Source organism: Yoonia vestfoldensis SKA53, assembly GCF_000152785.1.
Classification (GTDB): Bacteria; Pseudomonadota; Alphaproteobacteria; order Rhodobacterales; family Rhodobacteraceae; genus Yoonia; species Yoonia vestfoldensis_A.
Window position 1 is genome coordinate 2,950,635 of the sequence record NZ_CH672414.1, and the last position, 24,965, is coordinate 2,975,599.

A 24,965-nucleotide genomic window follows, 5' to 3' on the forward strand; every position below is an offset into this window, starting at 1 on the left:
CGCCGGAGGCCAGAATCTTTTTTTAAACTCTGTCTTTGCTTTACACGGTCATGTGCCGCGCCCGCGCACCACGCTCGATCGCAGCCGCATAAAGCCGGTCAAGATCCAGCTCCTCGCGGATTTCTTCGAGCATCCGCGCCTCTTGCCCTGCAATCTGGCCATCGGCGGCGGCTACATCGCATGACAATGCATAGGCGGTCTCGAACAGGCGGGTGGGCAGGGCATCGCGGATCAGGCCAAACAAGGCTTCTAGCCCGTCTTCGGGTTCCAGCAGATCGAAGACAAGCTGCGACATCTGCGGCACGCGTTCCACGTCATAGCCCGCGAACACCGGCAGGTTGTTGATCGCATTGCTGATCTTGACCAGTTCGGATGTGCGGATGTTGCCATCCGCGGCGGAAACGCTGATCATCAGAACGACCAGCGCGTCCTGAGCAGTCAATGGGCCGGCGTCTGACATGGTCTATCCTTTTTGATACCTGTCCCATTTATTGACGCCCTGTCCGTCTCGCAATAGGGAGTGTGCGTGCGGGCGCCATTTGGGGCGCCGCCTTTGACTGCGAGCAAGATTATGACCAACCTGCGTGACGCTGCGATGACATCCAAGGCCTGGCCCTTTGAAGAAGCGCGCGCCTTGCTCAAACGCTACGAGGATGCACCGCCCGAAAAGGGCTATGTGCTGTTCGAAACTGGCTATGGCCCGTCCGGCCTGCCGCATATCGGCACCTTTGGCGAAGTGTTGCGCACCACGATGATCCGCCGCGCCTTTGCGGTGATTTCCGACATCCCCACCCGCCTGATCTGTTTTTCCGACGATCTGGACGGGATGCGCAAGGTGCCGGGCAATGTACCCCAGCAGGACATGCTAAAGGAACATATGCACAAGCCGCTGACATCGGTGCCCGACCCGTTTGGCGCATATGAAAGTTTCGGCCATTACAACAACGCGATGCTGCGCCGTTTCCTTGATACCTTCGGGTTCGAGTATGAATTCTATTCGGCGCGCGAATTTTATCGCACCGGCCAGTTCGATGAAATCCTGCTGCGGGCCGCTGAACGCTATGATGCGCTGATGGCGGTGATGCTGAAATCCCTGCGCGAGGAACGGCAGGAAACCTATTCGATCTTTCTGCCGATCCACCCTGAAACCGGTCGCGTGCTGTACGTCCCGATGAAGAACGTCGATGCCGTGCGCGGCGAGGTGACGTTCGACGATGAGGATGGCCGCGAATGGACCCTGCCGGTCACGGGCGGCAATGTAAAACTGCAATGGAAGCCCGATTTTGGCGCGCGCTGGGCCGCGCTCGACGTTGATTTCGAGATGTATGGCAAGGAACATGCCACCAACACCGCGATCTATGACCGGATTTGCGAAATTCTGGGCGGGCGCAAGCCGAACCATTTTTCCTATGAATTGTTTTTGGACGAGAACGGCCAGAAGATTTCCAAATCATCCGGCAACGGGATTTCGATTGACGAATGGCTGACCTATGCGGCGACGGAATCGCTCAGCTATTTCATGTATCAAAAGCCAAAAACCGCCAAGCGGATGCATTTCGACGTGATCCCCAAGGCGGTGGACGAATACCACCAGCAATTGCGCGCCTATGCCGATCAGGACGATGCGGGCCGCGTGAACAATCCGGTGTTCCATATCCACGGCGGCGACGTGCCGGTGTCCGACATGGTGGTGCCGTTTGCGATGCTGCTGAACCTTGCATCCGTATCAGGGGCCGAGGACAAGGATACGCTGTGGGGCTTTATCCGCCGTTATGCCCCCGATGCGTCCGCCGAAAAGAACCCCCAGATGGATCAGGCAGCAGGGTTTGCGGTGCGCTATTACAATGATTTTGTGAAGCCCGCCAAAACCTATCGCGCGCCCAGTGATCAGGAACGTGCGGCGTTGCAGGATCTGGCGGCGCGGCTGCGGGTCTGGGATGGCGGGCTTGATGCCGAAGCCCTGCAGACCATGGTCTTCGCTGTCGGCAACGACCACGGGTTCGATCCGTTGCGCAATTGGTTCACCGCCCTTTACGAGGTGCTGCTGGGTGCCTCGCAAGGCCCGCGGTTTGGTGGGTTCATCGCGCTTTACGGTGTGGATGAAACCGTCGCCCTGATCGAGGCCCAGCTGTCCGCCGAGGTCTGAATTTCCGCTGCGCGCAAACGCTCCGCGGGGGATATTTGGGCTCGGAAGATGGGGGGCGCGAAAATGAACTGATTGGCCTTTGGCTGCGTATCAAAGACGAAGATTGCGCGCGGAGAGGCTGATGAAGGGCATTTTTGTATTCATTGTGGGTTTTTGGCTATCGGCCACGGCCCTTGTCGCACAGGATAATGCGGCCATCACCGGCGTGATCGGTGACCAGTTGCAGGCCTTCAACGACCGCGATGTTGCGGCGGCCTGGTCCTATGCCAGCCCCAATATCAAGCGCCTGTTCGGCAATGAGGGCAATTTCGCCGCGATGGTCCAGCAAGGCTATCCGATGGTCTGGGACAATGCCGATGTGCGGTTTCTGGACCTGCGCGATGTGGCGGGGTTTGTCTGGCAAAAGGTGATGATCCGCGATGCGCAGGGCGCGCTGCATCTGCTGGATTACCAGATGATTGAAACGGCTGATGGCTGGCAGATCAATGGTGTGACGCTGTTGCCTGCACCCGATGTCGGGGCCTGAGGCGCCCGTTGCGCGGCCCAGCGTAACGGTGGTGTCAGCCGGTCTTTAACTCTCTGGGATATCCTGTCGGCAGTTGCGCAGCACAGCCTTTGGGGATCATCCATGAACAAAGCCATCACCGACGCTATCGTTTTCAACCCTTTGCCATTTGCGGCGGGCCTTGGGGTCTGGTCCAGCGGCGATGGCACGCCGGGGTCCGATACCTATGCCGTCAGCGGGTCGGGGGTGTTTGTCGCTGCCGATCAGGATTTCGCGGGCTGTCTGGAAGTACTGAAAGTCGGGCCAATCACGCGCCTGCGCTATATGGGCCAAACGCCGGTTCTGCCCGGCTGCTATCTGCGTGTGACCGCGCGGGTCAAGGCGGTGGCGGGGCCTTTGCCCGCCGTGCGCATCGCCGGTTGGGCCGGCCGCGCCAATGGCACCGCCTTGACCGGCGTGCCCACGACCGGCCCCGCCACGCAGCTGACCGCCTATGGCGCGGTCGTCACGATCAGCGCGATCATCGCCACTGCCGCGCGCACCGGGGTTGATCTGGTCTGGACCGGGGCGGATTACGGCCATCTGGGGCTGGACCTGACCGGCCCTGTCGGCGGGCTGGTGCGCATCGACGATATCACGATCGAGGATGTCAGCGCCGTGTTCACGCGTGATCTGGTCAGTCTTGTCGATGTGCGCGATTTCGGTGCCAAGGGGGACGGCATGACGGACGATTCCGCCGCTTTCATCGCTGCTGATACGGCGGCGAACGGGCGGACGGTGATGGTGCCTGCGGGCGATTACCTGTTGGCGGGCCATGTGACGATGCAGAACAACACCCGTTTCGAAGGCCGGATTGTGCAAGCGGCCGAACACCGGTTCATTTTGCAAAAAGGGTACGATTACGACGCCTATCTTGATGCGTTCAAGGATGAGGAGACGGCGTTCAAGAAAGCCTATCAGGCGCTGATCAATTTTGCCGATCACGACTCGCTGGACCTGTGCGGGCGGCGCATCCTGCTGACCGCGCCCGTCGATATGCAGGCCTGTGACCCCGCGCGGCTGCGGTTCGAGACCCGCCGTGTGATCCGCAACGGTCAGTTCCAGCCCGATGACAGCGCCGCATGGGATACAGCCGTGGTCACATCGCAGGCCAGCTATGCGGCGGCCAATAACAGGCAGCTGACCAATGTGACCGGGATCGCCAATATCGCGGTGGGGTCACTGGTCACCGGGGCCGGTGTCGGGCGCGAGATCTATGTGATGGCGGTGGATGTCGCGCAAGCGCGTCTGACGCTGAGCAATCCGCTTTATGATGCCGAAGGCACGCAGGTTTTTACCTTTACCCGTTTCAGATACATGCTGGATTTTTCCGGCTATGAAAAACTGAGTCAGTTGATCCTGTCCGATATCGAATTCCAGGGGCGCGGTATCGCCAGCGGGATCATGATGGCCCCCGATGGCGTGACCTTTCACATCCGCGATAGTTTCATCAACCGGCCCCGCGACCGTGGCGTGACATCGCCCGGCTATGGCTGTCAGGGGTTGATGATTGACCGCTGCCAGTTCATTTCGGACGAACAATCCGTGCCGGTCGCCGCCCGCGTCAGCATCGGGTTCAATGCCAATGCAAATGACGTCAAGATCCGCGATAACCGCACCAGCCGGTTTTTGCATTTCTGCGTGCTGGCGGGGTCGGGCAACCTGATCACGGCAAACCACTGGTTTCATGGCGATGACGAGCCGGGCAGCGTGCGCAAGGGCGGCATCGTGCTGACCCTGCCCAATCCGAAAAGCATTTTCACTGGCAATTACTGTGACAACAATTTCATCGAATGGACCAATGAACATACCAGCAGCCCTGCGCTGGGCGCGCAGTTTTCTTTTGGCGGGCTGACGATCACGGGCAATATGTTCACCACCAATGACGTGGCCCCCTGGTTCAATTTCATCGTGATCAAACCTTATGGGCCGGGACATTTCATCAACGGGTTCGCTGTTGTGGGCAATGTGTTCCGCGCGATCAATGGGCGCATCGACCGGGTCGAGATGGTGGATACCACCTTTGCCGATCTGGATTTCAGCCGCACCCGCAGTTTTGAATTCAGCGCCAACACCTTCCACAACGTCGATTTTCCCGTCGCAAACCCCGCCGTGCTGGCCCATAGCCAGACGACCGCCGCCACCACTTGGGTGATGGATACAGGTCAGGCCTTGCCCTTTGGCGGGCGCGCACGCCATGTCGATTTTGTGATGCCCAGCGGCGCAATCACCACTGCGGCCAATGCCACGATCCGCGAGCTGCCCTGGGCCGAGGGCGAGCGTGGCACCAACCAGCGATCCGTTCATCTGAACTGGAGCGTGCCGGTGCGTGGGGCTGTCCGTTATCAGGTGCGGATGGACAGGACGGGCTGATTTCCGGGTATGTTGCCTGAATTTTAGGCAGGTGACCGCAAGATCGCATGTTTCTGCGCGATATTCTTGCGCCAAAGCTGGTCCTGCGCCGTTGATCCTTGGCACAAGGGGCCAAGGAAAGGCGGCACATGACCTATAGCGCACAGATCGATACGGACCGCGCCGTGCCTTTGCAGCCCCGTGCGCAAGGTGCCTTGTGTCTTGTGGCCAAGCGCCGTGGCGCGCAAAGCGTGATTGCCGATCTGCGTCAACAAGGCGCCCTGAAGGCGTTGTTTCCGCGCAGCTATGGCCGCACGCTCGATGCGGTGTTTTTGAATACGGCGGGCGGATTGACCGGTGGCGACCGGATGGCGCTGGACGTGGTGGCAGGTCCGGGCGCGCATGTCGTGCTGTCCTCGCAGGCGGCGGAACGCGGCTATGCAGCACTTGACGGTCATGTCGCGCGCGTCGATGTCACCTTGCAGGTGGCGCAGGGCGCGCGGATCGACTGGCTGCCGCAGGAAACCATTCTTTTCGATGCGGCAGCCCTTGACCGGCGCATGAGCGTCGATCTGGCGGGGTCTGCGCAATGCTTGATCGTGGAACCGGTGATCTTTGGCCGTGTCGCGATGGGCGAGGTCGTCCATTCCCTGCATCTGCGCGACCAATGGCGCATAAGGCGTGATGGCGTGCTGGTCTTTGCCGATGCGATCCGCCTGATCGGCGATGCCGATGCCCTGCTGGCACGCGCGGCTATCGCGGGCGGCGCAGGGGCGATGGCGACGCTGTTGCTGGCAGCACCGCAGGCGGCGGCGCTGGCTGGCATGCTTGAGCTGCCCGATGCCGCCGGTGCGAGCCTTTTGGCCGATGACCTGCTGCTGATCCGGCTTTTGGCGACGGATGGTTTTACCCTGCGTCGCGACCTTATCCCTTTGATCGAGGCGCTGTCGTCGGCGCCGATCCCCCGTGTCTGGAGATTGTGACCCATGCAACTGACCCCGCGTGAAAAAGATAAATTGCTGATCGCGATGGCTGCCGAGGTGGCGCGTAAGCGGCTCGCCCGTGGTGTGAAGCTGAATTATCCCGAAGCGATTGCCCTGATCACCGATGCCGTGGTCGAAGGCGCGCGCGATGGCCGGTCGGTTGCGGATATGATGCAGGCGGGTGCGCATATCATCACCCGCGAGCAGGTGATGGACGGGATCGCAGAGATGATCCCCGAGGTGCAGGTCGAGGCGACCTTTCCGGATGGCACCAAGCTGGTGACGGTGCATGATCCGATCCGTTGAAAAGAAGATGAGTATTTTTGGAAATAAGAAGTTGGGGGTCGTGCGATGAGACCGGGTGAAGTGATTGTGGGGTCAGGCGATCTGACGCTGAATGCCGGGGCAAAGGTGCTGGTGATGCAGGTGGCCAATACAGGCGACAGGCCGGTGCAGGTGGGGTCGCATTTCCATTTTGCCGAAACCAATCCGGCGCTGGATTTTGACCGCGTGGCCGCGCGCGGCATGCGGCTCGATATCGCCGCTGGCACGGCTGTGCGGTTCGAGCCGGGGCAAAGGCGCGATGTCAACCTGATCCCGCTTGGTGGGGCGCGGCGTGTGTTTGGGTTCAATCAAGCTGTGATGGGGGATTTGTAGGATGCCAGCAACGATCAACCGCCGCGATTATGCGGCCATGTTCGGCCCCACTGTGGGCGACAAGGTGCGGCTTGCCGATACGGAATTGTTCATCGAGGTCGAGCGCGATCTGACTGCTGAACTTGTCGGGCGCGCCACGACGGGCGGCACCGGCCCCAATGCGCTGTATTACGGCGAAGAGGTGAAATTCGGCGGCGGCAAGGTGATCCGCGACGGGATGGGGCAGTCTCAGGTCACGCGGGCGGCGGGGGCGGTGGATACGGTCATCACCAATGCGCTGATCGTGGACTGGACCGGCATCATCAAGGCGGATGTCGGCCTTAAAGACGGGCGCATTGTGGCCATCGGCAAGGCGGGCAATCCTGATACCCAGCCGGGCGTGAACATCATCATCGGACCGGGGACAGAGGCGATTGCCGGTGAGGGCCGGATTTTGACCGCAGGCGGGATCGACAGCCATATCCATTTCATCTGCCCGCAGCAGATTGACGATGCGCTGTATTCCGGCCTGACCACCATGATCGGCGGCGGCACTGGCCCTGCGCATGGCACGCTGGCCACGACCTGCACGCCTGGCCCTTGGCATTTGGGGCGGATGTTGCAGGCGGCGGATGCGTTTCCGATGAACCTTGCCTTTGCGGGCAAGGGCAATGCCAGCCTGCCTGCCGCGCTGGAAGAGCAGGTGCTGGCGGGTGCGTCTTGTCTGAAACTGCACGAGGATTGGGGCACGACCCCCGCGGCGATTGATTGCTGTTTGTCGGTCGCTGACGCGTGGGATGTGCAGGTGATGATCCATACCGACACGCTGAACGAGGCGGGATTTGTAGAGAATACCGTTGCTGCCCTGAAAGGCCGCACCATCCATGCCTTCCACACCGAAGGTGCGGGGGGTGGCCATGCGCCGGATATTATCAAAATCTGCGGCCAGCCCAATGTGCTGCCCTCATCCACGAACCCGACACGGCCCTTTACCGTCAACACGATTGACGAGCATCTGGACATGTTGATGGTCTGCCATCATCTGGACAAATCCATCCCCGAGGATGTGGCCTTTGCCGAAAGCCGCATCCGGCGCGAGACGATTGCGGCGGAAGATATCTTGCACGACATGGGCGCGTTTTCGATTATCGCATCCGATAGTCAGGCGATGGGCCGCGTGGGCGAGGTGATTATCCGCACATGGCAGACCGCCCATAAGATGAAGGTCCAGCGCGGGCAATTGGCCGAAGAAACCGGCGATAACGACAATCTGCGCGTGCGCCGCTATATTGCCAAATACACGATCAACCCGGCGATTGCGCATGGGATTTCCGCCCATGTCGGATCAATCGAGGTCGGCAAGCGCGCCGATCTGGTGTTGTGGAACCCTGCGTTTTTCGGGGTCAAGCCCGAGATGATCTTGATGGGCGGCACGATTGTTGCGGCCCAGATGGGTGATCCCAATGCGTCGATCCCCACGCCGCAGCCGGTCTATACACGGCCCATGTTCGGCGCCTATGGCCGGTCGGTCGAACATTCTGCCGTCACTTTTGTCAGTGCGGCGGCGCAGGATGCGGGGATCAGGGGCAGCTTGGGGCTGGCGAAACAGACCTTGCCTGTCGTCAACACCCGCAACATTGGCAAAAAGGATCTGAAACTGAACACCGCCATGCCGCATGTCGAGGTGAACCCCGAAACCTATGAGGTGCGCGCCGATGGCGTGCTTTTGACCTGCGCACCGGCAGAGGTGTTGCCGATGGCGCAACGCTATTTCCTGTTTTGATCATGATGCTGCATTGCAGAAAACGCATAGTGGCTTTGCGCAATGCGCGGTTGTTGGCACCGCGCACAGGGCCTAACTTGGGCGCAGGGGGGAAAGATAACCGCATTATAGAGGTGCAACATGGCTTTCCACACAGATACGATCCTGATCTCCAACCACGACATACTGACCCGCTTTGTGACGACGCCGCTGCGCGCGCTGGGGCGGTTCATCATCAAGGTGTCGGAGGCAACCGCGCAAGCGCGTCTTTTGCACGAGCTCAACAACATGTCCGATGCCCAGCTGGAGGCCTGGGGCATGACCCGCGCCGAAGCCACGGCAAAGTTTCTCAGCATCCGCAGCTGACGATGGTGTTGGGGTGCGCGCCATGACGGCACGCGCCCTGCAAACACATGCCCATGCGCATGGGCCGGTGGCGGATCATGTCAGCCTGACCTATGACGCGCGGATCTTGCGCCGCAAACGGTTGGTCACGGATCATGGCGAACCGTTTGTGGTTGATCTGCCGCAGACGACATCGGTTGATGCAGGGCATGTGTTCGTGCTGGACGATGGTCGCCAGATCGCCGTTATCGCCGCAGACGAGGCGCTGATGCGCGTCACCGGCGACTTGGTCCGTCTGGCCTGGCACATCGGCAACCGCCATGCGCCCTGCGCGATCCTGCCTGACGCGCTGGTCGTGCAGCGCGAAAAGGTGATGCGCGCGATGCTGGAACAGCTGGGCGCGACAGTCACCGATGTCGATGGACCCTTCACACCCGAAGGCGGGGCTTATGGCCACGGGCGCACCATGGGTCATGATCACGGCCATTCCCATGCATGACGCGCAGTTTCTGACGTTGGCACAATGGCTGTCGCCGGCCTATCCGGTGGGGGCCTTTGCGTGGTCGCACGGGTTGGAACGGACCATCGGGCGCGGCGATCTGCACGATGCGCAGGGTTTGGCGGACTGGCTGTCGGATGTGCTGGACCATGGGGCAGGGCGCAGCGATGCGATCCTGCTGTGCGCGGCGCATGGCGCGGATGATGTGGCCCCCGTGGCAGACCTCGCCGCTGTGCTGGCCCCCAGCCGCGAACGCCGGATGGAAACGTTACAACAAGGGGCAGCTTTTGCCGCGACGACGCGGGCTGTCTGGGGGCTTGATCTGCCAGATATGGCCTATCCTGTGGCGGTGGGGCGCGCGGCGCGGCTGATGGACCTGCCCGTGCAGCCGGTCGCACAGCTTTGGCTGCAAAGCTTTGCCAGCAATCTGGTGCAGGCCGCACAGCGCCTGATGCCGCTGGGCCAGACGCAGGCACAGCAGATAGTGGCGGGTCTTGCCCCTCTGTGCATTCGCATCGGGGCCGAGGCGACCCGCGCCAGCCTTGACGATATCGGCAGCGCGACCTTTGCCGTCGATACGGCGGCGATGCAGCATAACACGCAATACAGCCGGATTTTCCGGTCATGACGAAAGCTCACCCCATGTCCCCTCACGGCCCTTTGCGTATCGGTATCGGCGGCCCTGTCGGCGCAGGCAAAACTACGCTGACCGCGGCCCTTGCACGCGCGCTGAAAGACGAGTTGAGCCTTTGCGTCATCACCAACGACATCTACACTCAGGAAGATGCCGAAGCCCTGATGCGGATGCAGATCCTGCCCGCCGACCGGGTGATGGGTGTCGAAACCGGGGGCTGCCCGCATACCGCGATCCGCGAGGATGCGTCGATCAATCTGGCCGCCGTGGCTGAAATGCGCGCGCGGCACCCCGATCTGGACCTGATCCTGATCGAAAGCGGCGGTGACAACCTGTCGGCCACCTATAGTCCCGAACTGGCCGACCTGACGATCTATGTGATCGACACGGCGGCAGGCGAAGACATCCCGCGCAAGGGTGGCCCCGCCATCACGCGGTCCGATATTCTGGTCGTCAACAAAACCGATCTCGCGCCCTATGTCGGCGCATCGCTTGATGTGATGGCAACAGATGCCGCACGGATGCGTGGCACGCTGCCGGTGGTTTTCGCCAGCCTGAAACATGGCAAGGGCGTCGATGATGTGGTGGCCCTGATCCGCAATCTTGGCGGGCTATAGCGCCAGCCTTGCCCATCTTCCGAGCCTAAATATCCCCCGCGGAGCGTTCCCCTGCGCAGCAGGGGAAAATCAACGCCGGCCCAGTTTGCCGAACTCGCTGTCCAGCAAGGCGCGCAGTTTCTTGGCCCCGCCGCGCAAGGCGGCTTCGACATTGGTGTCGCTGTGGGTGACGGTCTGGGGCTGCATCCCTTCGGGGCGGCCTTCGATGGTGCAGCGGATATCGTCCGATCCGCCTTTGGCGGCATTCACATCGACGATATGCACCTCGACACGGGTCAGGCGGCTGGTCAGATGGCCCAATGCGCCGGTGACGATGGTTTGCGCCACTTCGGCCAGACGTTCGTCACCCTGGATGGTGGAATCGGTGTTCAGCTGGAATTGCATGTCAGTCCTTTCAATGTCTCTTTTGACCTAAGCAGTGAACGCGGCATTACAATCCCGGTGCCGGTGGGGCGGATCGCGCCATCGCGCGCGGCACTTGCGGGATGATGGTCCAAGGTGTATCTGAAACGCCATGAAACCGGTATTTGACATGGATGATCGCGCACGCCTGCCTTGGCGGTTCTTTGGCGCGACTTGCACGATCCTCGCACGGGGCTGACGCCCCCCGTTTCCGCACGCCTGCCAACATCTGAATTTTGATACGGGAGAGGACAATGTCCCCCAAAACGCTTTATGATAAAATCTGGGATGCGCATGTCGCGCATGAGGCCGAAGACGGCACCTGCCTGCTGTATATCGACCGCCATCTGGTCCACGAAGTCACCAGCCCGCAAGCCTTTGAAGGGCTGCGTCTGGCCGGTCGCAAGGTTCATGCCCCCGACAAGACTATCGCCGTGCCGGACCATAACGTGCCGACCACGCTGGACCGTGCCAATGGCGGCATGAACGAGGAATCGCGTATCCAGGTCGCGGCGCTGGACACCAATGCCAAGGATTTCGGGATCCATTACTACCCGGTGTCCGACGTGCGCCAAGGCATCGTGCATATCGTCGGCCCCGAACAGGGCTGGACCTTGCCCGGCATGACCGTGGTGTGCGGCGACAGCCATACCGCGACGCATGGGGCATTCGGTGCTCTGGCGCATGGGATCGGCACGTCAGAGGTCGAACATGTGCTGGCCACCCAGACCTTGATCCAGAAGAAATCCAAGAACATGAAGGTGGAAATCACCGGCAAACTGCGCCCCGGTGTTACCGCCAAGGACATCACCTTGTCCGTGATCGGCGCGACAGGCACCGCTGGCGGCAACGGCCATGTCATCGAATATTGCGGCGAAGCGATCCGTGATCTGTCGATGGAAGGGCGGATGACCGTTTGCAACATGGCCATCGAAGGCGGCGCGCGCGCGGGCATCATCGCGCCCGATGACAAGACCTTTGAATATTGCAAAGGCCGTCCACACGCCCCCAAAGGTGCGCAGTGGGAAGCGGCTGTCGCCTATTGGAAAACCCTGTTCACCGACGAAGGCGCGCATTTCGACAAGATCGTCACCCTGCGTGGCGAAGACATCGCGCCTGTCGTGACATGGGGCACCTCGCCCGAGGATGTGCTGCCGATCACCGCGACCGTGCCTGCGGCTGACAGCTTTACGGGTGGCAAGGTCGGTGCGGCGCAACGTTCGCTGGACTATATGGCGCTGACGCCTGGCACCAAGCTGACCGATATCACCATCGACACGGTGTTCATCGGGTCCTGCACCAATGGCCGAATCGAGGATCTGCGCGCTGCTGCCGCGATCCTGAAAGGCAAAAAGAAAAAAGACGGGCTGCGCGCCATGGTCGTCCCCGGTTCTGGTCTGGTCCGCGCGCAGGCCGAAGAAGAAGGGCTGGCGCAGATTTTCATCGACGCCGGTTTTGAATGGCGCCTTGCGGGCTGTTCCATGTGCCTTGCGATGAACCCTGACCAGCTTGCCCCCGGCGAACGTTGCGCGGCCACATCGAACCGCAATTTCGAAGGCCGCCAAGGCCGCGGCGGGCGCACCCATCTGATGTCGCCCGCGATGGCGGCGGCAGCGGCGATCACCGGCAAACTGACCGACGTACGGGAGATGATGTAATGCAAAAGTTCACCAAACTTTCGGGCATTGCCGCCCCCATGCCTTTGGTCAATATCGACACTGATATGATTATCCCCAAGCAGTTTTTGAAAACGATCAAGCGCTCCGGCCTTGGCGTGAACCTGTTTGATGAGATGCGCTATGACGACGACCGCAATGAAATTCCTGATTTCGTGCTGAACCAGCCGCAATACCGCGCGGCCCAGATCCTTGTCGCGGGCGAGAATTTCGGCTGCGGGTCCAGCCGCGAACACGCACCTTGGGCGATTGCCGATTTCGGCATCACCTGTGTGATCGCACCCAGCTATGCCGACATCTTTTACAACAATTGTTTCAAGAACGGCATCCTGCCGATCACCCTGCCGCAGGAACAGGTCGATGTGCTGATGAAGGATGCCGAAAAAGGGTCGAACGCGCGGATCGAGGTCGATCTGGAAGCGCAGACGATCACATCCTCGGATGGGGATGTGTTCCATTTCGAAGTCGATTCGTTCAAGAAACATTGCCTGATGAACGGGCTGGACGATATCGGCCTGACGCTGGAAAAGGCCGATGCCATCGCCGGTTTCGAGACACGGGCAAACGCCGCGCGCCCCTGGGTCTGAACGCCCCGCCATCGCAGGAAAGCCGCATCTTCGGGTGCGGCTTTTGTGTTTTGGGGTACAAGCAAAGGTTGTAATCACGCACCACTTTGCGGCTAAAACATGACATCAAGTTCATGAAAGCGCGTGATTGACTTGCAGATTGGCACCCGTTCATGCGAAATCATGGTTATCGTTCTGGTTGTGTTGCGCCGAGAATTACAGCCTAAGAAAAAATGGTCGCGGGCGCAGCCCTTGTGATCCGGGGAGTGGATGCCGTGTTCTTACGCTTGCCAGCCGCAATCGTGCGGGCAATCCTTGTGATAATGCTGGTCGTCATGCCATCGGCGTTGCTTGTCGGCAGCGGCAATGACACGACACAGGTTGTTGTGCTGGTGGCGATTTTTGCTGCCCTGTTCACCTTGGTCGAATACAGCGCGGCCAGCCCCAGCCTTGTAGAATTCCGCGATGCGCCGCCGTTCAACCGGACGCGGTTTTCGGCACTGTTTGGCATGGTTTTTTGCCTGTCGATGATCTTTCGTGGTTATGACAACCCGTCCCGGCTGACCGCCTTGTTGCAGACCACAGGCGAGGCGATCGGCAAGGCGATTGATTTTCCTTATTCGCCGGTCCGGCTGATGGTGCAGATGATGCCTGCGGGCACCGATCTCGCGCTTTTGGACCGGATCCGCGATGCGGCGGGGCTGAGTTATCTGATCGCGCTCTTTTCGATCGTCTGGTTTATCGTGCTGTTGCGGCTGCACCGCTGGCCACGGCGGGGCGGGGCGTTCAATGTCTGGGTCAATCTGCCGACCTTCGACCCCACGGCGGGCGGCGATGTGGTGCTGCGCCTGCAACGGGACGGGCGCATTAATATCTTGTTAGGGTTTGTGCTGCCATTCTTGGCGCCGGCGGTGGTCAAGCTGGTGGCGGTCTTTGCCGCACCGATCAATCTGGACAATCCGCATACCTTGATTTGGACGGTGGCGGCATGGGCGTTTCTGCCTGCAAGTATCCTGATGCGGGGTGTCGCGCTGACACGGGTCGCCGACATGATCCAGATGCAGCGCGAAAGACTGCGCAACCGCGCCACAGCCGCGGCGCTGGCTGGGTATTGATCCTGTGGCTTTGGCCCTTGGCCACCGCCGCCGATGTCCTCCGGATTGCCACCTATGCGGCGCCGCTGACCCGTGATGGGCCGGGATTATTGCTGCGTGACATCCTGCGCGGCGATGATCCGCAGGTCACGGCCCATGCCGCCATCATCGCGCAGGCCGATCCCGATCTGCTGGTGCTGACGGATTTCGATTATGACCTCGATTCCATCGCGCTGCGGGCTTTTGCGGCGCTGTTCGATCCGCCCTATCCCTATCTGTTCGCCGCGCGGCCCAATACCGGCATGCCAACGGGGCAGGATATCGACCGCAACGGCCGCTTGGGTGAACCGCGTGACGCCCAAGGGTACGGGCTGTTCAACGGGCAAGGGGGCATGGCGATCCTGTCGCGCCTGCCGATCGACGCAGGCGGTGTCACCGATCTGTCCGCGCTGTTGTGGCGCGACCTGCCGGGGGCGGATCTGCCGGTGCTGGATGGCGGGCCATTCTTTGCGCCGGCGGTGCTGGATGTGCTGCGGCTGTCCACCACCGGCCATTGGATCGTGCCGGTGCTGCCGCCCGATGCCCCGCCTTTCGCGATCATGGCCTATGCGGCCAGCCCGCCCGCCTTTGATGGGCCAGAACGGCGTAACATCCGGCGTAACCGCGATGAACTGCGCCTGTGGGAACAGGTGCTGGCGGGGCATTTTGGACCGGTGCCGGATGATTTCGTGATCACCGGCAATACCAATCTGGACCCGCAGCGCGGCAAAGGCGACAGGGCCGCGATGGCCGCATTTCTGGCGCATCCTTTGGTGCAAGACCCTTTGGCGGGACAGCCCACCGCCGATTGGCGCGCTATCGGGCTGGGCAAGCTGCGCGTCAGCTATGTGGTGCCGTCGCGGGGCTGGCAGGTTGTGGATGCGCGGGTGGTCTGGCCCGTGCCTGATGGCGATCCTGCCTTTGGCGCGCATCATCTTGTCTGGGTCGATCTGGCCCGTTAGGCCCTCTGGTATCTTGAACCTTTTCGCCGCGCGCGTTACGCCAAGGCAACATTTTTTTGCAAGGAAATTCCCCATGGCCAACCCTTCCCTTCTGATCCTCGCCGGTGACGGCATCGGCCCCGAGGTCATGAACGAGGTCAAGCGCATCATCGACTGGTTCGGTGCAAAGCGCGATCTGGCCTTTGACGTGTCCGAGGATCTGGTTGGCGGTGCCGCCTATGACAAACACGGTGTGCCGCTGCACGATGACACGATGGCAAAGGCGCAGTCGGTTGATGCGGTGCTGCTGGGGGCTGTGGGTGGCCCAGCCTATGACAACCTTGATTTCAGCGTCAAACCTGAACGCGGCCTGTTGCGCCTGCGCAAGGAAATGGACTTGTTCGCAAACCTGCGCCCAGCACAATGTTTCGATGCGCTGGCGGATTTTTCGTCGCTGAAAAAGGATATCGTGGCGGGTCTCGACATCATGATCGTGCGCGAATTGACATCGGGCGTCTATTTCGGTGAACCGCGCGGCATCCATATGGAAGACAACATGCGCGTGGGCATCAACACCCAGCGCTATACCGAAGCCGAAATCGAACGCGGCGCGCGCGCGGCGTTCGAGCTGGCGATGAAGCGCAACAAAAAGCTGTGTTCGATGGAAAAAGCCAATGTGATGGAAAGCGGCATCCTGTGGCGCGATGTCGTGACCGAAGTCCACCGCGATTATCCCGAAGTGGCGCTGTCGCACATGTATGCCGACAATGGCGCGATGCAGCTGGTGCGCGCACCAAAGCAATTCGATGTGATTTATACCGACAACCTGTTCGGTGACATCCTGTCGGACTGCGCCGCGATGCTGACCGGCAGTTTGGGCATGTTGCCTTCGGCCTCGCTGGGTTTGCCGATGGCCAATGGCCGGCCAAAGGCGATGTATGAACCGGTCCATGGGTCGGCCCCTGATATCGCGGGTCAGGGCAAGGCGAACCCGATTGCCTGCATCCTGTCGTTCGCGATGGCGCTGCGCTACTCGTTCGACCAAGGCGCCGAGGCTGACCGGCTGGAAGCCGCCATCGAAACGGTGCTGGCGGATGGCGCACGCACAGCCGACCTGATGGGCCCCGAAGGCGGCGTGCCTTTGTCCACCACGCAAATGGGTGACGCGATCCTGACCGCGCTCGACGCGAGCCTGTGATGACCCCGAACGCCAAAGGTGCGCTGATCGCGCTTGCCGCCTTTGGCGTTTTCGCCACGCATGACGTGGTGGTGAAAATCCTTGGTGGGATCTATTCGCCGGTGCAGATCGTCTTCTTTTCGGTGTTGCTCAGCTTTCCGCTGGCGACCATGATGCTGATGCGCGACAGTAAACCCGGCACGCTGGTCCCCACCCATCCGTGGTGGATGCTGACGCGCGCGGTGGCGACGGTGATCACCGGTTTCACGGCCTTTTATGCCTTTTCGGTGCTGCCATTGGCACAGGTCTATACGATTCTGTTCGCCTCGCCCTTGTTGATCACGGTGCTGGCGATTCCGGTCTTGGGCGAAACTGTCCGTATCCGGCGCTGGGCGGCGGTGATCGTGGGGCTGATCGGCGTGCTGGTCGTGCTGCGCCCCGGATCGACCGAATTATCGCTGGGCCATCTGGCGGCCTTGATGGCGGCGATTGGCGGGTCGATTGCATCAATCATCGTGCGCAAGATCGGGTCAGAGGAACGGCCCGTGGTCATGCTGCTCTATCCGATGGCATTGAACTTTGTGGTGATGGCGGCGGCCTTGCCATTCGTTTATGAACCAATGCCGATCGACCATCTTGGTATGTTGGGGATCATCGCGGTTTTTGCATGGATTGCCAGCCGGATGATCATTTCGGCCTATCAGGCGGGCGAGGCGGCGATCATCGCACCGATGCAATACAGCCAGATCATCTGGGCTAGCGTTTTCGGCTTTGTTTTCTTTGACGAAATGATTGATCTGAACACCGCTATCGGTGCCAGTATCATTATCGCAAGCGGCCTTTATATCGTCCTGCGCGAAAGCCGCAGTGGGGCATCTGAAAACACGCCTGTTCTGCGCACGCGGTCACGCTCGGAAACAGGTATCATTCCGCGGATCAGCATTTTGGTGCGTATCTCTGGCAAGACCTTGCCGGGGCAGCAAAAAGCCCCCGACTAAGGGTCAGAAATTCGCCTTGACGCCCGGTAGGTCCAGCGCCTTGATCAGGTCGCGCAATTCCTGCCGTGCCGCCACGTTCGAGATGTTCATGCTTTTCACCCCGATATCGCGCAGGTCCAGCAGGGTCAGGCCGCGCGGAAACAATTCGCGGAAAATCACCCGTTCGTTGAAACCGGGGGCAGTGCGAAACCCGATGCGGCGGGCCAACTTGTTGATCACGCGCTGCATCTTTTCCTTGTTGACCATCGCTTGCGCGCCCATCCGGTTACGCACGACCACCCAGTCAATTGGTTTCAGCCCCGCCTGCGCGCGCAATTGTCGTGCGCTCCAGACCATTTCCGAATAGATTGACGGGCCGGTGATTTCCTCGCCCTCGCCGTCAACATGGGCCAGCAGGTCGAAATCGACGAAACTGTCGTTCAGTGGCGTGATCAGAGTATCGGCAAGGCTATGCGCGACCTGGCTGAGCCGGGTGTGCGAGCCGGGACAGTCGATCAGGATGAAATCGCAATCCTCTTCCAGCCGGGCGACCGCCATCGACAGGCGATGGTCGAATGCGTTTTCGCCCGGGTTCAGGCCGTTCTCGTCGATGTCGGGCAGGTCGTAATAAACGGGTGTCGCCAGATCGAGGCCGGATTTCGCCATAAATGCTGTCCGATTGGTCAGGTACCGCGCCAAGGTGCGTTGCCGCAGGTCCAGATCCAGCACGCCGACCTTGTGGCCCTGGCGCGCAAGAGCAGTCGCCACATGCATGGATACCGTGGACTTTCCTGCGCCGCCCTTTTCGTTGCCGATAACGATGATATGCGCCACGCCGGACTCCTGTACTGGCTACTCTGGCGCGACTATATGATGTGGCAGTGCCAAGGAAAAGCGCAGCATCGCGTATTTGCGTGGTTTTTGTCATCTGTGGTTTTGCCCCCATGGCCACAGCACCTGACGCCCCGCTTGACAACAGGCGCGCAACCGATCATGTGCAGGTCAACCGATGCAAGCTGCCGCGTGAGCAGAGCGGGATCAAACCCGCAAGGCATCCGTTGATTTTCAGGTTCCCAGATCACGCAGGGGTCCCGCGCCACATCGGCGCCCGGACAATGCGGTTCAGGCAGTCAGCATTTGGCGCAACTTCTGCTTTTGACCTTTGGGGCTCGCCCATGGGTCGTACCCATATGCGCGGGCCGCAGGTCCGCTGAAAACACAGGATATCCATGATGGATTTTGACATGCTGGGCCTTGCGCCCCGATTGATTGCCGTTCTGAAAGAACAAGGCATCACCGATCCCACCCCGATCCAGACGCAGGCGATCCCGCATGCGATGAATGGTCGTGACGTGATGGGGCTAGCCCAAACCGGCACGGGTAAGACCGCGGCCTTTGGCCTGCCGATGATCCACGCGCTGATGAAGGCGGGTGTGAAACCAAACCCCAAGGCCGTGCGGGGGCTGGTGCTGGCACCGACACGCGAATTGGCCAAACAGATTGCTGACAACCTGACCGCCTATACCAAGGGCAGCCATCTGAAGGTCGCACTGGTCGTTGGCGGCGCAGGCATCACCGCCCAGACAAAGCGTCTGGCGGGTGGTGTCGACCTTTTGGTTGCAACCCCGGGCCGGTTGATCGACCTGCTCGATCGTCGCGCTGTGCGGCTTGATGAAACCGTCTATCTGGTGCTGGACGAGGCCGACCAGATGCTGGACATGGGGTTCATCCATGCCCTGCGCCGGATCGCCCCGCTGTTGGCCAAGGATCGTCAGACCATGATGTTCTCGGCCACCATGCCGAAACTGATGTCGGAACTGGCAGATGCATTTTTGACCGATGCGGTGCGTGTGCAGGTCAACCCCCCCGGTCAGGCTGTCAAGAAGATCGCGCAATCGGTCCATTTTGTGGCGCAGGCCGCGAAAACCGATTTGCTGGTCGATCTGTTGGACAAACACCGCGACGAGCTGGCGCTGGTTTTTGGCCGCACCAAGCATGGCTGTGAAAAGCTTTATAAAACGCTGGAGGCCAAGGGTTTTGCTGCGGCGTCCATCCATGGCAACAAATCCCAAGGTCAGCGCGAACGTGCGATCGAGGCGTTCAAGGCCGGCAAGGTCCGTGTGCTGGTGGCGACCGATGTTGCCGCCCGTGGCATCGACATTCCGGGTGTGCGCCATGTCTACAATTACGACTTGCCCAATGTGGCGGAAAACTATGTCCACCGGATTGGTCGCACCGCGCGGGCCGGTGCTGACGGGTCAGCCATCGCGCTGGTCGCCCCGGACGAAATGATTGAACTGCAGGATATCGAAAAAGCGATGAAGGAAACCATCCCCGTCGCATCGGGCCGTCCATGGGAAATCATGCCCGGCCAGAAAAAGCGCCCCAATGGCGGCGGTGCCGGTGGCGGGCGTCGTGGCGGCGGTGGCGGTGCTGGTGGTGGTGGCGGGAACCGTTCTGCCGCGCCGCGTGCCGGTGGCAAGCCCGGTGGCTTTGCCGGCAAGCCCCAGGGTGGTCGCAAACCAGGTGCTGGTGGTGGCGCTGGCCGGTCGCGCGGGCGGTCTGCCGCGTAAGTTGCCTCAGGCCTGCGGCCTGCCACGATTGCGCGGGGCGCAGGCCAATATCGTTACCGTCCCGCCTGATCATAGGCCATGGGGCGGGTGCTCTGATCATGCCTTGGTGCATTGGCACGGCCAGGGCGGTCTGGATAAGTCCGGCAGGGCAGCTGAGATACTGGTTCTGCCGCCAGATCAGATGGTGCCTGATCCGGCTATGGCGCAGCAGCGGTTCCACCCAAGCACGCGCTGATCTGGACTGTTCGGGGCTGGCCGCGATCACTTGCCATACACCAACCGGGCCGTCAGGCTGCACGTACCGCGCCTGACTGCTGCCGCGGTGTGTGGAACTGGCGCAAAGTGGCCGACAGGCGTTGCGCCTCGTCGCTAAGAGTGCTGCTGGCGGCGTTTGCTTCTTCGCCCAGAGCAGCGTTTTCCTGCGTCATATGATCCAGCTGCTGGACACCAATACTGACTTCGGATTGACCAAGCGCCTGATCCTTGACCGATGCGGCAATGGCCTGGATTGTCACGCCCATCTGTTCGACCTGCGCCAGCACCTGGCTCAGGGCGGTGCCGGTGTTCTGGACCAGGACCGTGCCTTCGCTGATCTTGGTCCGGCTGGCGGTGATCAGGGTCCGGATTTCGCGGGCCGATTGCGTGGCGCGCATCGACAAGGCCCGCACTTCTGACGCGACAACCGCAAAGCCGCGGCCTGCATCACCCGCGCGGGCAGCCTCAACCCCAGCGTTGAGGGCCAGAAGGTTGGTTTGAAAGGCGATGTCTTCGATGACTGAAATGATCTGGTTGATCTGGCCGGACGATTCTTCGATTTCCTGAATGGCTTGCGTTGCTTCATCCAGAACCTGACGGCTTTGGTTGGACAGGCTCAGGCTGCGCTTGGCCATCTCGTCCGCTTCGGCTGCTTTGGCTGCGATTGCTTTGCCGCTCTCGCTCAGATTTTGCAATGTCGCCGATGATTCCGCCAGCGTCGCCGCCTGTGTTTCGACCCGTCGCGCCAGCGAATCCGACATCGACGCAATCCCGGTGCTGGCGGTTGTCACTTCTTGTGCGATCTCGGTCATGTCGGACACGCTTTTGCCAAGGCTTGCGACCACCGCGTTGAAATCTTCGCGCAGCGCCTCATAGGCGGCGGGAAAAGGATCGGAATTGGTCGAGTCGATCCTATGTGTCAGGTCCAGTCGGGCCAGATGGGCCAGACCCGTGCGCAGCAGGCCCATGACCTTTGTCTGTTGTTCATGCGCTTGCCGGCTTGCGTCTTCCAGCTGATGGTTGCGTTGCAGGCCGACCTTGAAATCGGTTACACGGCGGGCAATTTCGCCGATTTCATCCTTCTTTCCGGTATGGGGTACGGTCGTGTCGAGATTGCCGCTCGCGATATCAGCGATGGCATTCGATATCTGGGTAATCGGGCGCGTTATTTGCATTGCCATCAGCACAACCGTACCCAGGCCCAAGACGATCACGATCACTGACGCTACGAGCATCGTCATCAACCGGTCGAATATCGCCGCATCGATATCCGTCCGTTCGACACCCACGTAAATAATACCGATGACATCATCGCCTGCGCCGTAAACCGGCAGATAGGCCGTGAGATAAGGCTTGCCCAGAATCTCCGCCTCACCCCGGTATGTCTGGCCTTTTATCACCGCAGCATAGACCGGGTTGTCGCGGCCAAGGTAGGTGCCGACCGCGCGTTCACCGTCGGGTTTGATGATATTTGTGGTCATGCGACGAAAGTCGTTTTCCTCCGAATCCCACAGAAAGAATGTCGCCGTTTCACGCAACACGCGCCCGACCTGATCGATCACGTCATGCGTGTCGAATTCGGGAATTTCGGTCAAACTGGCGCGGGTGATCTGCCCATCGGGGCCATAGGTCACCGTTAACCCGTCGAAGGTAGATTGAAAGACCGCTGCGACAATGCGCAGTGACTGGTCCTGCCGGACTTCCACAGCTGTCAGCATGGCATTCTTCGTCTGGCGTGCAGAGATTGACACCAGAACGGCGCAGACCACCAGCATGATCATCGTCATCATAATGGCAAGGCGCAGTTTCAATGAAAGAGTGACAGAACGTTTCATGGTAATCCCCAGAGTGATACGACATCTGAAGTCTACAGTTGAAAAACCAACAAACACTTAAAGCGCGAGGACCAAATGAAAAAGGGCCATATGCGGTTGCATATGGCCCTTGAAACAATCGCGAAGGAAAGGTGTTTAGAACCCCAGACCGGCGTATTTGTTCTTGAACTTGGACACGCGGCCGCCGGCATCCATCAGGCGGGTGCCGCCACCGGTCCATGCAGGATGCACGGAAGGGTCGATTTCCAGTGACATCTGGTCACCTTCCTTGCCCCAGGTGGATTTCATCTGCACGATCGTACCGTCAGTAAACTTGACGTTGATGACGTGGTAATCGGGGTGAATTTCTTTTTTCATGGAACCCGTCCTATGCCTGAGCGCCGGTAGGCGCCTTGTAGTTGGTGACTTCGGCGATGCGTGCGGATTTACCGCGACGTGCGCGCAGGTAATACAGCTTGGCGCGACGGACCTTGCCGCGACGGACGACTTCGATGCTGTCGATATTGGTGGAATGCAGCGGGAACACGCGTTCCACGCCTTCGCCAAAGGAAATCTTGCGCACGGTGAACGACCCGGCGATGCCTTTGCCGTTCTTGCGCGCGATGCAGACGCCTTCGTAGGCCTGCACACGGGTGCGTGTGCCTTCGGTCACTTTGTAACCGACGCGGATGGTGTCACCCGCCTTGAAATCGGGGATGGTTTTCCCCAGCGCAGCGATTTGCTCCGCTTCGATCTGTGCGATCAGGTTCATCTGAAACGCTCCTTATGATGCTTGCGGTGGTCCGCAATGTTGTTGCCATGACGAATAGCTCTGATCGTTTGTCGGGTCTGGCCGTAGCGCCCGTCAGAGATTGCGTCATCGTCTTTATTCTATCCGTCTGGTCCATCGGCAGGATTTGCCCCAACGCAAGGGCTGCCCGTGATCCGCGTGATCCATAAACGCATGGCCCGGAATCGGAACCGACCCAAGCCTGCGTCGTATAGGCCCAAGGGGGGCTGCGATCAAGTGGCGTCTTTGGCCTTGTATGCAGCCCAAAGATCGGGCCTGCGGTGTTCGGTGATCTGTTCGGACATCGCCCGCCGCCAGGCTGCGATTTTCGCGTGATTCCCCGACATCAGTACGTCAGGGATCGGGCGGCCCTGCCATAGGGCGGGTTTGGTATATTGCGGATGTTCCAGCAGTCCGCCCGAATGGCTTTCCTCGACCGCGCTGTCGGCATTGCCCAAAACGCCGGGCAAGAGCCGCACGGTCGCGTCGATCATTGCTTGCGCCGCAATCTCGCCCCCTGTCAGGACAAAATCGCCAAGCGAGACTTCGGTGATGCCGAAATGGTCGATCACGCGTTCATCAACACCTTCGAACCGGCCACACAGCAGGGTGACCCCATCCATCCGCGCCCAGTTGCGCGCCATCGTCTGGTCAAACCGGCGCCCGCGCGGCGACAGATAGACCAGTGGCATGATGCCCTTGGCGGCGCTGCGGGCCTCCAGAATGGCTGCTTCCAGCACATCGGCGCGCAACACCATGCCCGCGCCGCCGCCCGCAGGCGTGTCATCGACATTGCGGTGTTTGCCAATCCCGTGTGCGCGCAGGTCGTAAGTCTGTAGCTGCCACAGCCCGTCCTGTAGCGCACGCCCTGTCAGGCTTTCGCCCAGCACGCCCGGAAAGGCCTGCGGAAACAGGGTGATGATCTGCGCGGTCCATGCCCCCGCGAGCAGGGGGGTATCCGTCATCAATTCGCGCGGTTTCAATGTCGCGCTGATCGATTTGCGCCCGATGGCGCGGGACGGCGTGTCAGTCATCGGATGCAAAAAGCCCGGCAGGCGGGTCCGCGATGATGCGCCCTGCGGCCAGATCGACGGTTGGTACGGCGGCTTGGGTAAAGGGCAACAGCACGGTGTCGGACTGGCCGGGCACATGCAGTTCCAAAAGCGCGCCTGCGCCGTGATCGACGACAGATTTGACCTGCCCCAATTTGCTGCCGCCGGTGTCCAGCACAGCAAGCCCGATCAGGTCGGCATAGTAATATTCGTCATCGGGCAGCGATGGCATCGCCGCACGCTCGGCGTAAAGAGCCACGTTGCGCAGCGCGTCGGCGTCTTCTTTGGTCACGACACCTGACAGCCGCGCGGTGAACCCGCCCTTGAGCTGGCCTGTCAGCACCACCTGCGCGATGCTGTCGCCGTGTTCGGTATAAAGCGGTGTATAATCGGCGATCGCCATCGGGTCGGCGCAGAAGGATTTCAGCCGCACCTCGCCCTTGACCCCGAAAGAGCCGCCGATCATGCCTACGATAACGCGGTCAGTCATTGATCATCTCCGCTGCAAGACAGATATTGGAAACCCATAAGCCACCGCCGTTTTCGCAGATGTCTTGCTGGCCTTGCCGTTCATACATCATGCCCGCCACGAAGGCGACCATCACAAGGATGAAGGTGCGGAGCAATCGGAACATCTGGTGTTTGGGGGTAGCCCGGGTCAAGACCCGGGCCACGGTCCGCCGCTTATTCGGCGGCGGCGTCTTCGGCAGGTGCGTTTGCCGCTTCGTCAGCTTTGGCGGCTTTCGCTGCCTTTTCTTCGGCGCGCTTGGTTGCGGCCTTGCCGGGGGTGCCTTTTTTCAGGTTGACACGGTCTTTCTTGGGCATCACGCCAGCGGCTTCGAGCATGCGGGCAACACGGTCGGTCGGCTGTGCGCCCTGACCCAGCCAATACTGGATGCGGTCCATATCCATGCGCACGCGGTCTTCGCTGTCTTTTGGCAGCATTGGCGCATAGGTGCCCAGTTTTTCGATGAAACGACCATCGCGTGGCATGCGGCTGTCGGCAGCGACGATGGCGTAATGTGGGCGCTTCTTGGAACCGCCGCGGGCGAGCCGGATTTTCATAGACATGGTGTTTCTCCTTTAAGATG

28 protein-coding genes are annotated in these 24,965 nt (G+C 60.6%); 18 read left to right on the forward strand and 10 right to left on the reverse strand.

What is annotated here, in order from left to right; all coding sequences use genetic code 11:
• Window positions 1-40: 40 nt before the first annotated feature.
• Window positions 41-460 carry a tellurite resistance TerB family protein gene (locus SKA53_RS14400; protein WP_007206908.1) on the reverse strand — a complete coding sequence of 140 codons (420 nt, stop codon included), beginning with the start codon at window positions 458-460 and terminating at the stop codon, window positions 41-43.
• 111 nt (window positions 461-571) lie between these two features.
• Between SKA53_RS14400 and SKA53_RS14405 the strand changes: the two genes are divergently transcribed.
• The 11 genes from SKA53_RS14405 to ureG all read left to right on the forward strand — a co-directional run bounded on the left by SKA53_RS14405 (window position 572) and on the right by ureG (window position 10,518).
• Window positions 572-2,146, forward strand: coding sequence for a lysine--tRNA ligase (locus tag SKA53_RS14405; protein WP_007206909.1), 1,575 nt, complete (start codon window positions 572-574; stop codon window positions 2,144-2,146).
• A gap of 121 nt (window positions 2,147-2,267) precedes the next feature.
• A complete protein-coding gene (locus SKA53_RS14410; protein ID WP_007206910.1) occupies window positions 2,268-2,672 on the forward strand; it encodes a DUF4864 domain-containing protein in 405 nt (134 codons plus the stop codon).
• Between the two features lie 102 nt (window positions 2,673-2,774).
• Entirely contained in the window at window positions 2,775-5,063 is a 2,289-nt protein-coding gene (locus SKA53_RS14415) for a glycosyl hydrolase family 28-related protein (protein ID WP_007206911.1), read from the forward strand.
• Window positions 5,064-5,191: 128 nt separating this feature from the next.
• Entirely contained in the window at window positions 5,192-6,025 is an 834-nt protein-coding gene (locus tag SKA53_RS14420) for an urease accessory protein UreD (RefSeq protein WP_007206912.1), read from the forward strand.
• 3 nt (window positions 6,026-6,028) lie between these two features.
• Window positions 6,029-6,331 (forward strand): urease subunit gamma, encoded by a 303-nt coding sequence (locus SKA53_RS14425; RefSeq protein WP_007206913.1) that lies wholly within the window; start codon window positions 6,029-6,031, stop codon window positions 6,329-6,331.
• Window positions 6,332-6,376: 45 nt separating this feature from the next.
• Entirely contained in the window at window positions 6,377-6,682 is a 306-nt protein-coding gene (locus SKA53_RS14430; protein ID WP_007206914.1) for an urease subunit beta, read from the forward strand.
• A gap of 1 nt (window position 6,683) precedes the next feature.
• Window positions 6,684-8,444 carry an urease subunit alpha gene (gene ureC / locus SKA53_RS14435; RefSeq protein ID WP_007206915.1) on the forward strand — a complete coding sequence of 587 codons (1,761 nt, stop codon included), beginning with the start codon at window positions 6,684-6,686 and terminating at the stop codon, window positions 8,442-8,444.
• 120 nt (window positions 8,445-8,564) lie between these two features.
• On the forward strand, window positions 8,565-8,789 hold the full coding sequence (locus SKA53_RS14440) for a hypothetical protein (RefSeq protein WP_007206916.1): 225 nt from the start codon (window positions 8,565-8,567) through the stop codon (window positions 8,787-8,789).
• Between the two features lie 22 nt (window positions 8,790-8,811).
• Entirely contained in the window at window positions 8,812-9,267 is a 456-nt protein-coding gene (locus tag SKA53_RS14445) for an urease accessory protein UreE (RefSeq protein WP_007206917.1), read from the forward strand.
• Window positions 9,260-9,895 carry an urease accessory protein UreF gene (locus SKA53_RS14450; protein ID WP_007206918.1) on the forward strand — a complete coding sequence of 212 codons (636 nt, stop codon included), beginning with the start codon at window positions 9,260-9,262 and terminating at the stop codon, window positions 9,893-9,895. The genes SKA53_RS14445 and SKA53_RS14450 overlap by 8 nt, the downstream gene beginning before the upstream one ends.
• 14 nt (window positions 9,896-9,909) lie before the next feature.
• On the forward strand, window positions 9,910-10,518 hold the full coding sequence (gene ureG, locus SKA53_RS14455; protein WP_040483015.1) for an urease accessory protein UreG: 609 nt from the start codon (window positions 9,910-9,912) through the stop codon (window positions 10,516-10,518).
• Between the two features lie 69 nt (window positions 10,519-10,587).
• Here the strand turns inward: ureG and SKA53_RS14460 are convergent, their stop codons facing one another.
• The gene (locus tag SKA53_RS14460; protein WP_007206920.1) at window positions 10,588-10,902 is read right to left on the reverse strand and encodes a hypothetical protein; all 315 of its coding nucleotides are present in this window, start codon (window positions 10,900-10,902) and stop codon (window positions 10,588-10,590) included.
• Window positions 10,903-11,174: 272 nt separating this feature from the next.
• Between SKA53_RS14460 and leuC the strand changes: the two genes are divergently transcribed.
• The 6 genes from leuC to SKA53_RS14490 all read left to right on the forward strand — a co-directional run bounded on the left by leuC (window position 11,175) and on the right by SKA53_RS14490 (window position 17,411).
• Complete coding sequence (leuC, locus tag SKA53_RS14465) at window positions 11,175-12,578, forward strand: 3-isopropylmalate dehydratase large subunit (RefSeq protein ID WP_007206921.1); 1,404 nt, start codon at window positions 11,175-11,177, stop codon at window positions 12,576-12,578.
• The gene (gene leuD, locus SKA53_RS14470) at window positions 12,578-13,183 is read left to right on the forward strand and encodes a 3-isopropylmalate dehydratase small subunit (protein ID WP_007206922.1); all 606 of its coding nucleotides are present in this window, start codon (window positions 12,578-12,580) and stop codon (window positions 13,181-13,183) included. Before leuC ends, leuD begins: the two co-directional genes overlap by 1 nt.
• Before the next feature lie 302 nt (window positions 13,184-13,485).
• Window positions 13,486-14,277 (forward strand): hypothetical protein, encoded by a 792-nt coding sequence (locus SKA53_RS14475; protein WP_050752720.1) that lies wholly within the window; start codon window positions 13,486-13,488, stop codon window positions 14,275-14,277.
• A gap of 17 nt (window positions 14,278-14,294) precedes the next feature.
• On the forward strand, window positions 14,295-15,257 hold the full coding sequence (locus tag SKA53_RS14480) for an endonuclease/exonuclease/phosphatase family protein (RefSeq protein WP_007206925.1): 963 nt from the start codon (window positions 14,295-14,297) through the stop codon (window positions 15,255-15,257).
• A 73-nt stretch (window positions 15,258-15,330) separates the two neighbouring features.
• Window positions 15,331-16,434 carry a 3-isopropylmalate dehydrogenase gene (leuB, locus tag SKA53_RS14485; protein WP_007206926.1) on the forward strand — a complete coding sequence of 368 codons (1,104 nt, stop codon included), beginning with the start codon at window positions 15,331-15,333 and terminating at the stop codon, window positions 16,432-16,434.
• Window positions 16,434-17,411, forward strand: a complete 978-nt coding sequence (locus SKA53_RS14490; RefSeq protein ID WP_007206927.1) for a DMT family transporter — start codon at window positions 16,434-16,436, stop codon at window positions 17,409-17,411. The genes leuB and SKA53_RS14490 overlap by 1 nt, the downstream gene beginning before the upstream one ends.
• 3 nt (window positions 17,412-17,414) lie before the next feature.
• Here SKA53_RS14490 and SKA53_RS14495 read toward each other — a convergent pair whose 3' ends face one another.
• Window positions 17,415-18,224 (reverse strand): division plane positioning ATPase MipZ, encoded by an 810-nt coding sequence (locus SKA53_RS14495; protein WP_007206928.1) that lies wholly within the window; start codon window positions 18,222-18,224, stop codon window positions 17,415-17,417.
• Between the two features lie 398 nt (window positions 18,225-18,622).
• Here SKA53_RS14495 and SKA53_RS14505 point away from each other — a divergent pair, with 398 nt between their 5' ends.
• Window positions 18,623-19,963 (forward strand): DEAD/DEAH box helicase, encoded by a 1,341-nt coding sequence (locus SKA53_RS14505; protein ID WP_040483334.1) that lies wholly within the window; start codon window positions 18,623-18,625, stop codon window positions 19,961-19,963.
• Window positions 19,964-20,250: 287 nt separating this feature from the next.
• Here the strand turns inward: SKA53_RS14505 and SKA53_RS14510 are convergent, their stop codons facing one another.
• From SKA53_RS14510 to rpsP, 7 genes are all read right to left on the reverse strand, one after another.
• Window positions 20,251-22,053, reverse strand: a complete 1,803-nt coding sequence (locus SKA53_RS14510) for a methyl-accepting chemotaxis protein (protein ID WP_007206931.1) — start codon at window positions 22,051-22,053, stop codon at window positions 20,251-20,253.
• A 135-nt stretch (window positions 22,054-22,188) separates the two neighbouring features.
• Window positions 22,189-22,410 (reverse strand): 50S ribosomal protein L31, encoded by a 222-nt coding sequence (rpmE, locus tag SKA53_RS14515; protein ID WP_007206932.1) that lies wholly within the window; start codon window positions 22,408-22,410, stop codon window positions 22,189-22,191.
• A 10-nt stretch (window positions 22,411-22,420) separates the two neighbouring features.
• Window positions 22,421-22,804, reverse strand: coding sequence for a 50S ribosomal protein L19 (rplS, locus tag SKA53_RS14520; RefSeq protein WP_007206933.1), 384 nt, complete (start codon window positions 22,802-22,804; stop codon window positions 22,421-22,423).
• Window positions 22,805-23,055: 251 nt separating this feature from the next.
• A complete protein-coding gene (gene trmD, locus SKA53_RS14525; protein ID WP_007206934.1) occupies window positions 23,056-23,856 on the reverse strand; it encodes a tRNA (guanosine(37)-N1)-methyltransferase TrmD in 801 nt (266 codons plus the stop codon).
• The gene (gene rimM / locus SKA53_RS14530) at window positions 23,849-24,364 is read right to left on the reverse strand and encodes a ribosome maturation factor RimM (RefSeq protein WP_007206935.1); all 516 of its coding nucleotides are present in this window, start codon (window positions 24,362-24,364) and stop codon (window positions 23,849-23,851) included. Before rimM ends, trmD begins: the two co-directional genes overlap by 8 nt.
• Complete coding sequence (locus SKA53_RS15460; RefSeq protein ID WP_007206936.1) at window positions 24,357-24,509, reverse strand: hypothetical protein; 153 nt, start codon at window positions 24,507-24,509, stop codon at window positions 24,357-24,359. The genes rimM and SKA53_RS15460 overlap by 8 nt, the downstream gene beginning before the upstream one ends.
• A gap of 49 nt (window positions 24,510-24,558) precedes the next feature.
• Window positions 24,559-24,945, reverse strand: a complete 387-nt coding sequence (rpsP, locus tag SKA53_RS14535; protein WP_207327947.1) for a 30S ribosomal protein S16 — start codon at window positions 24,943-24,945, stop codon at window positions 24,559-24,561.
• Between the last annotated feature and the right edge of the window lie 20 nt (window positions 24,946-24,965).

Coding starts and splice junctions, on each gene's coding strand:
- SKA53_RS14415 (WP_007206911.1), top strand. CDS start 2,775: ATGAACAAAGCCATCACCGACGCTATCGTTTTCAACCCTTTGCCATTT.
- SKA53_RS14425 (WP_007206913.1), top strand. CDS start 6,029: ATGCAACTGACCCCGCGTGAAAAAGATAAATTGCTGATCGCGATGGCT.
- SKA53_RS14445 (WP_007206917.1), top strand. CDS start 8,812: ATGACGGCACGCGCCCTGCAAACACATGCCCATGCGCATGGGCCGGTG.
- SKA53_RS15460 (WP_007206936.1), bottom strand. CDS start 24,509: ATGTTCCGATTGCTCCGCACCTTCATCCTTGTGATGGTCGCCTTCGTG.
- SKA53_RS14440 (WP_007206916.1), top strand. CDS start 8,565: ATGGCTTTCCACACAGATACGATCCTGATCTCCAACCACGACATACTG.
- leuC (WP_007206921.1), top strand. CDS start 11,175: ATGTCCCCCAAAACGCTTTATGATAAAATCTGGGATGCGCATGTCGCG.
- SKA53_RS14410 (WP_007206910.1), top strand. CDS start 2,268: ATGAAGGGCATTTTTGTATTCATTGTGGGTTTTTGGCTATCGGCCACG.
- leuD (WP_007206922.1), top strand. CDS start 12,578: ATGCAAAAGTTCACCAAACTTTCGGGCATTGCCGCCCCCATGCCTTTG.
- rplS (WP_007206933.1), bottom strand. CDS start 22,804: ATGAACCTGATCGCACAGATCGAAGCGGAGCAAATCGCTGCGCTGGGG.
- SKA53_RS14430 (WP_007206914.1), top strand. CDS start 6,377: ATGAGACCGGGTGAAGTGATTGTGGGGTCAGGCGATCTGACGCTGAAT.
- SKA53_RS14400 (WP_007206908.1), bottom strand. CDS start 460: ATGTCAGACGCCGGCCCATTGACTGCTCAGGACGCGCTGGTCGTTCTG.
- SKA53_RS14510 (WP_007206931.1), bottom strand. CDS start 22,053: ATGAAACGTTCTGTCACTCTTTCATTGAAACTGCGCCTTGCCATTATG.
- SKA53_RS14505 (WP_040483334.1), top strand. CDS start 18,623: ATGGATTTTGACATGCTGGGCCTTGCGCCCCGATTGATTGCCGTTCTG.
- SKA53_RS14460 (WP_007206920.1), bottom strand. CDS start 10,902: ATGCAATTCCAGCTGAACACCGATTCCACCATCCAGGGTGACGAACGT.
- rpmE (WP_007206932.1), bottom strand. CDS start 22,410: ATGAAAAAAGAAATTCACCCCGATTACCACGTCATCAACGTCAAGTTT.
- SKA53_RS14420 (WP_007206912.1), top strand. CDS start 5,192: ATGACCTATAGCGCACAGATCGATACGGACCGCGCCGTGCCTTTGCAG.
- rpsP (WP_207327947.1), bottom strand. CDS start 24,945: ATGTCTATGAAAATCCGGCTCGCCCGCGGCGGTTCCAAGAAGCGCCCA.
- rimM (WP_007206935.1), bottom strand. CDS start 24,364: ATGACTGACCGCGTTATCGTAGGCATGATCGGCGGCTCTTTCGGGGTC.
- trmD (WP_007206934.1), bottom strand. CDS start 23,856: ATGACTGACACGCCGTCCCGCGCCATCGGGCGCAAATCGATCAGCGCG.
- SKA53_RS14450 (WP_007206918.1), top strand. CDS start 9,260: ATGCATGACGCGCAGTTTCTGACGTTGGCACAATGGCTGTCGCCGGCC.
- ureC (WP_007206915.1), top strand. CDS start 6,684: ATGCCAGCAACGATCAACCGCCGCGATTATGCGGCCATGTTCGGCCCC.
- SKA53_RS14490 (WP_007206927.1), top strand. CDS start 16,434: ATGACCCCGAACGCCAAAGGTGCGCTGATCGCGCTTGCCGCCTTTGGC.
- SKA53_RS14405 (WP_007206909.1), top strand. CDS start 572: ATGACCAACCTGCGTGACGCTGCGATGACATCCAAGGCCTGGCCCTTT.
- SKA53_RS14475 (WP_050752720.1), top strand. CDS start 13,486: ATGCTGGTCGTCATGCCATCGGCGTTGCTTGTCGGCAGCGGCAATGAC.
- leuB (WP_007206926.1), top strand. CDS start 15,331: ATGGCCAACCCTTCCCTTCTGATCCTCGCCGGTGACGGCATCGGCCCC.
- ureG (WP_040483015.1), top strand. CDS start 9,910: ATGTCCCCTCACGGCCCTTTGCGTATCGGTATCGGCGGCCCTGTCGGC.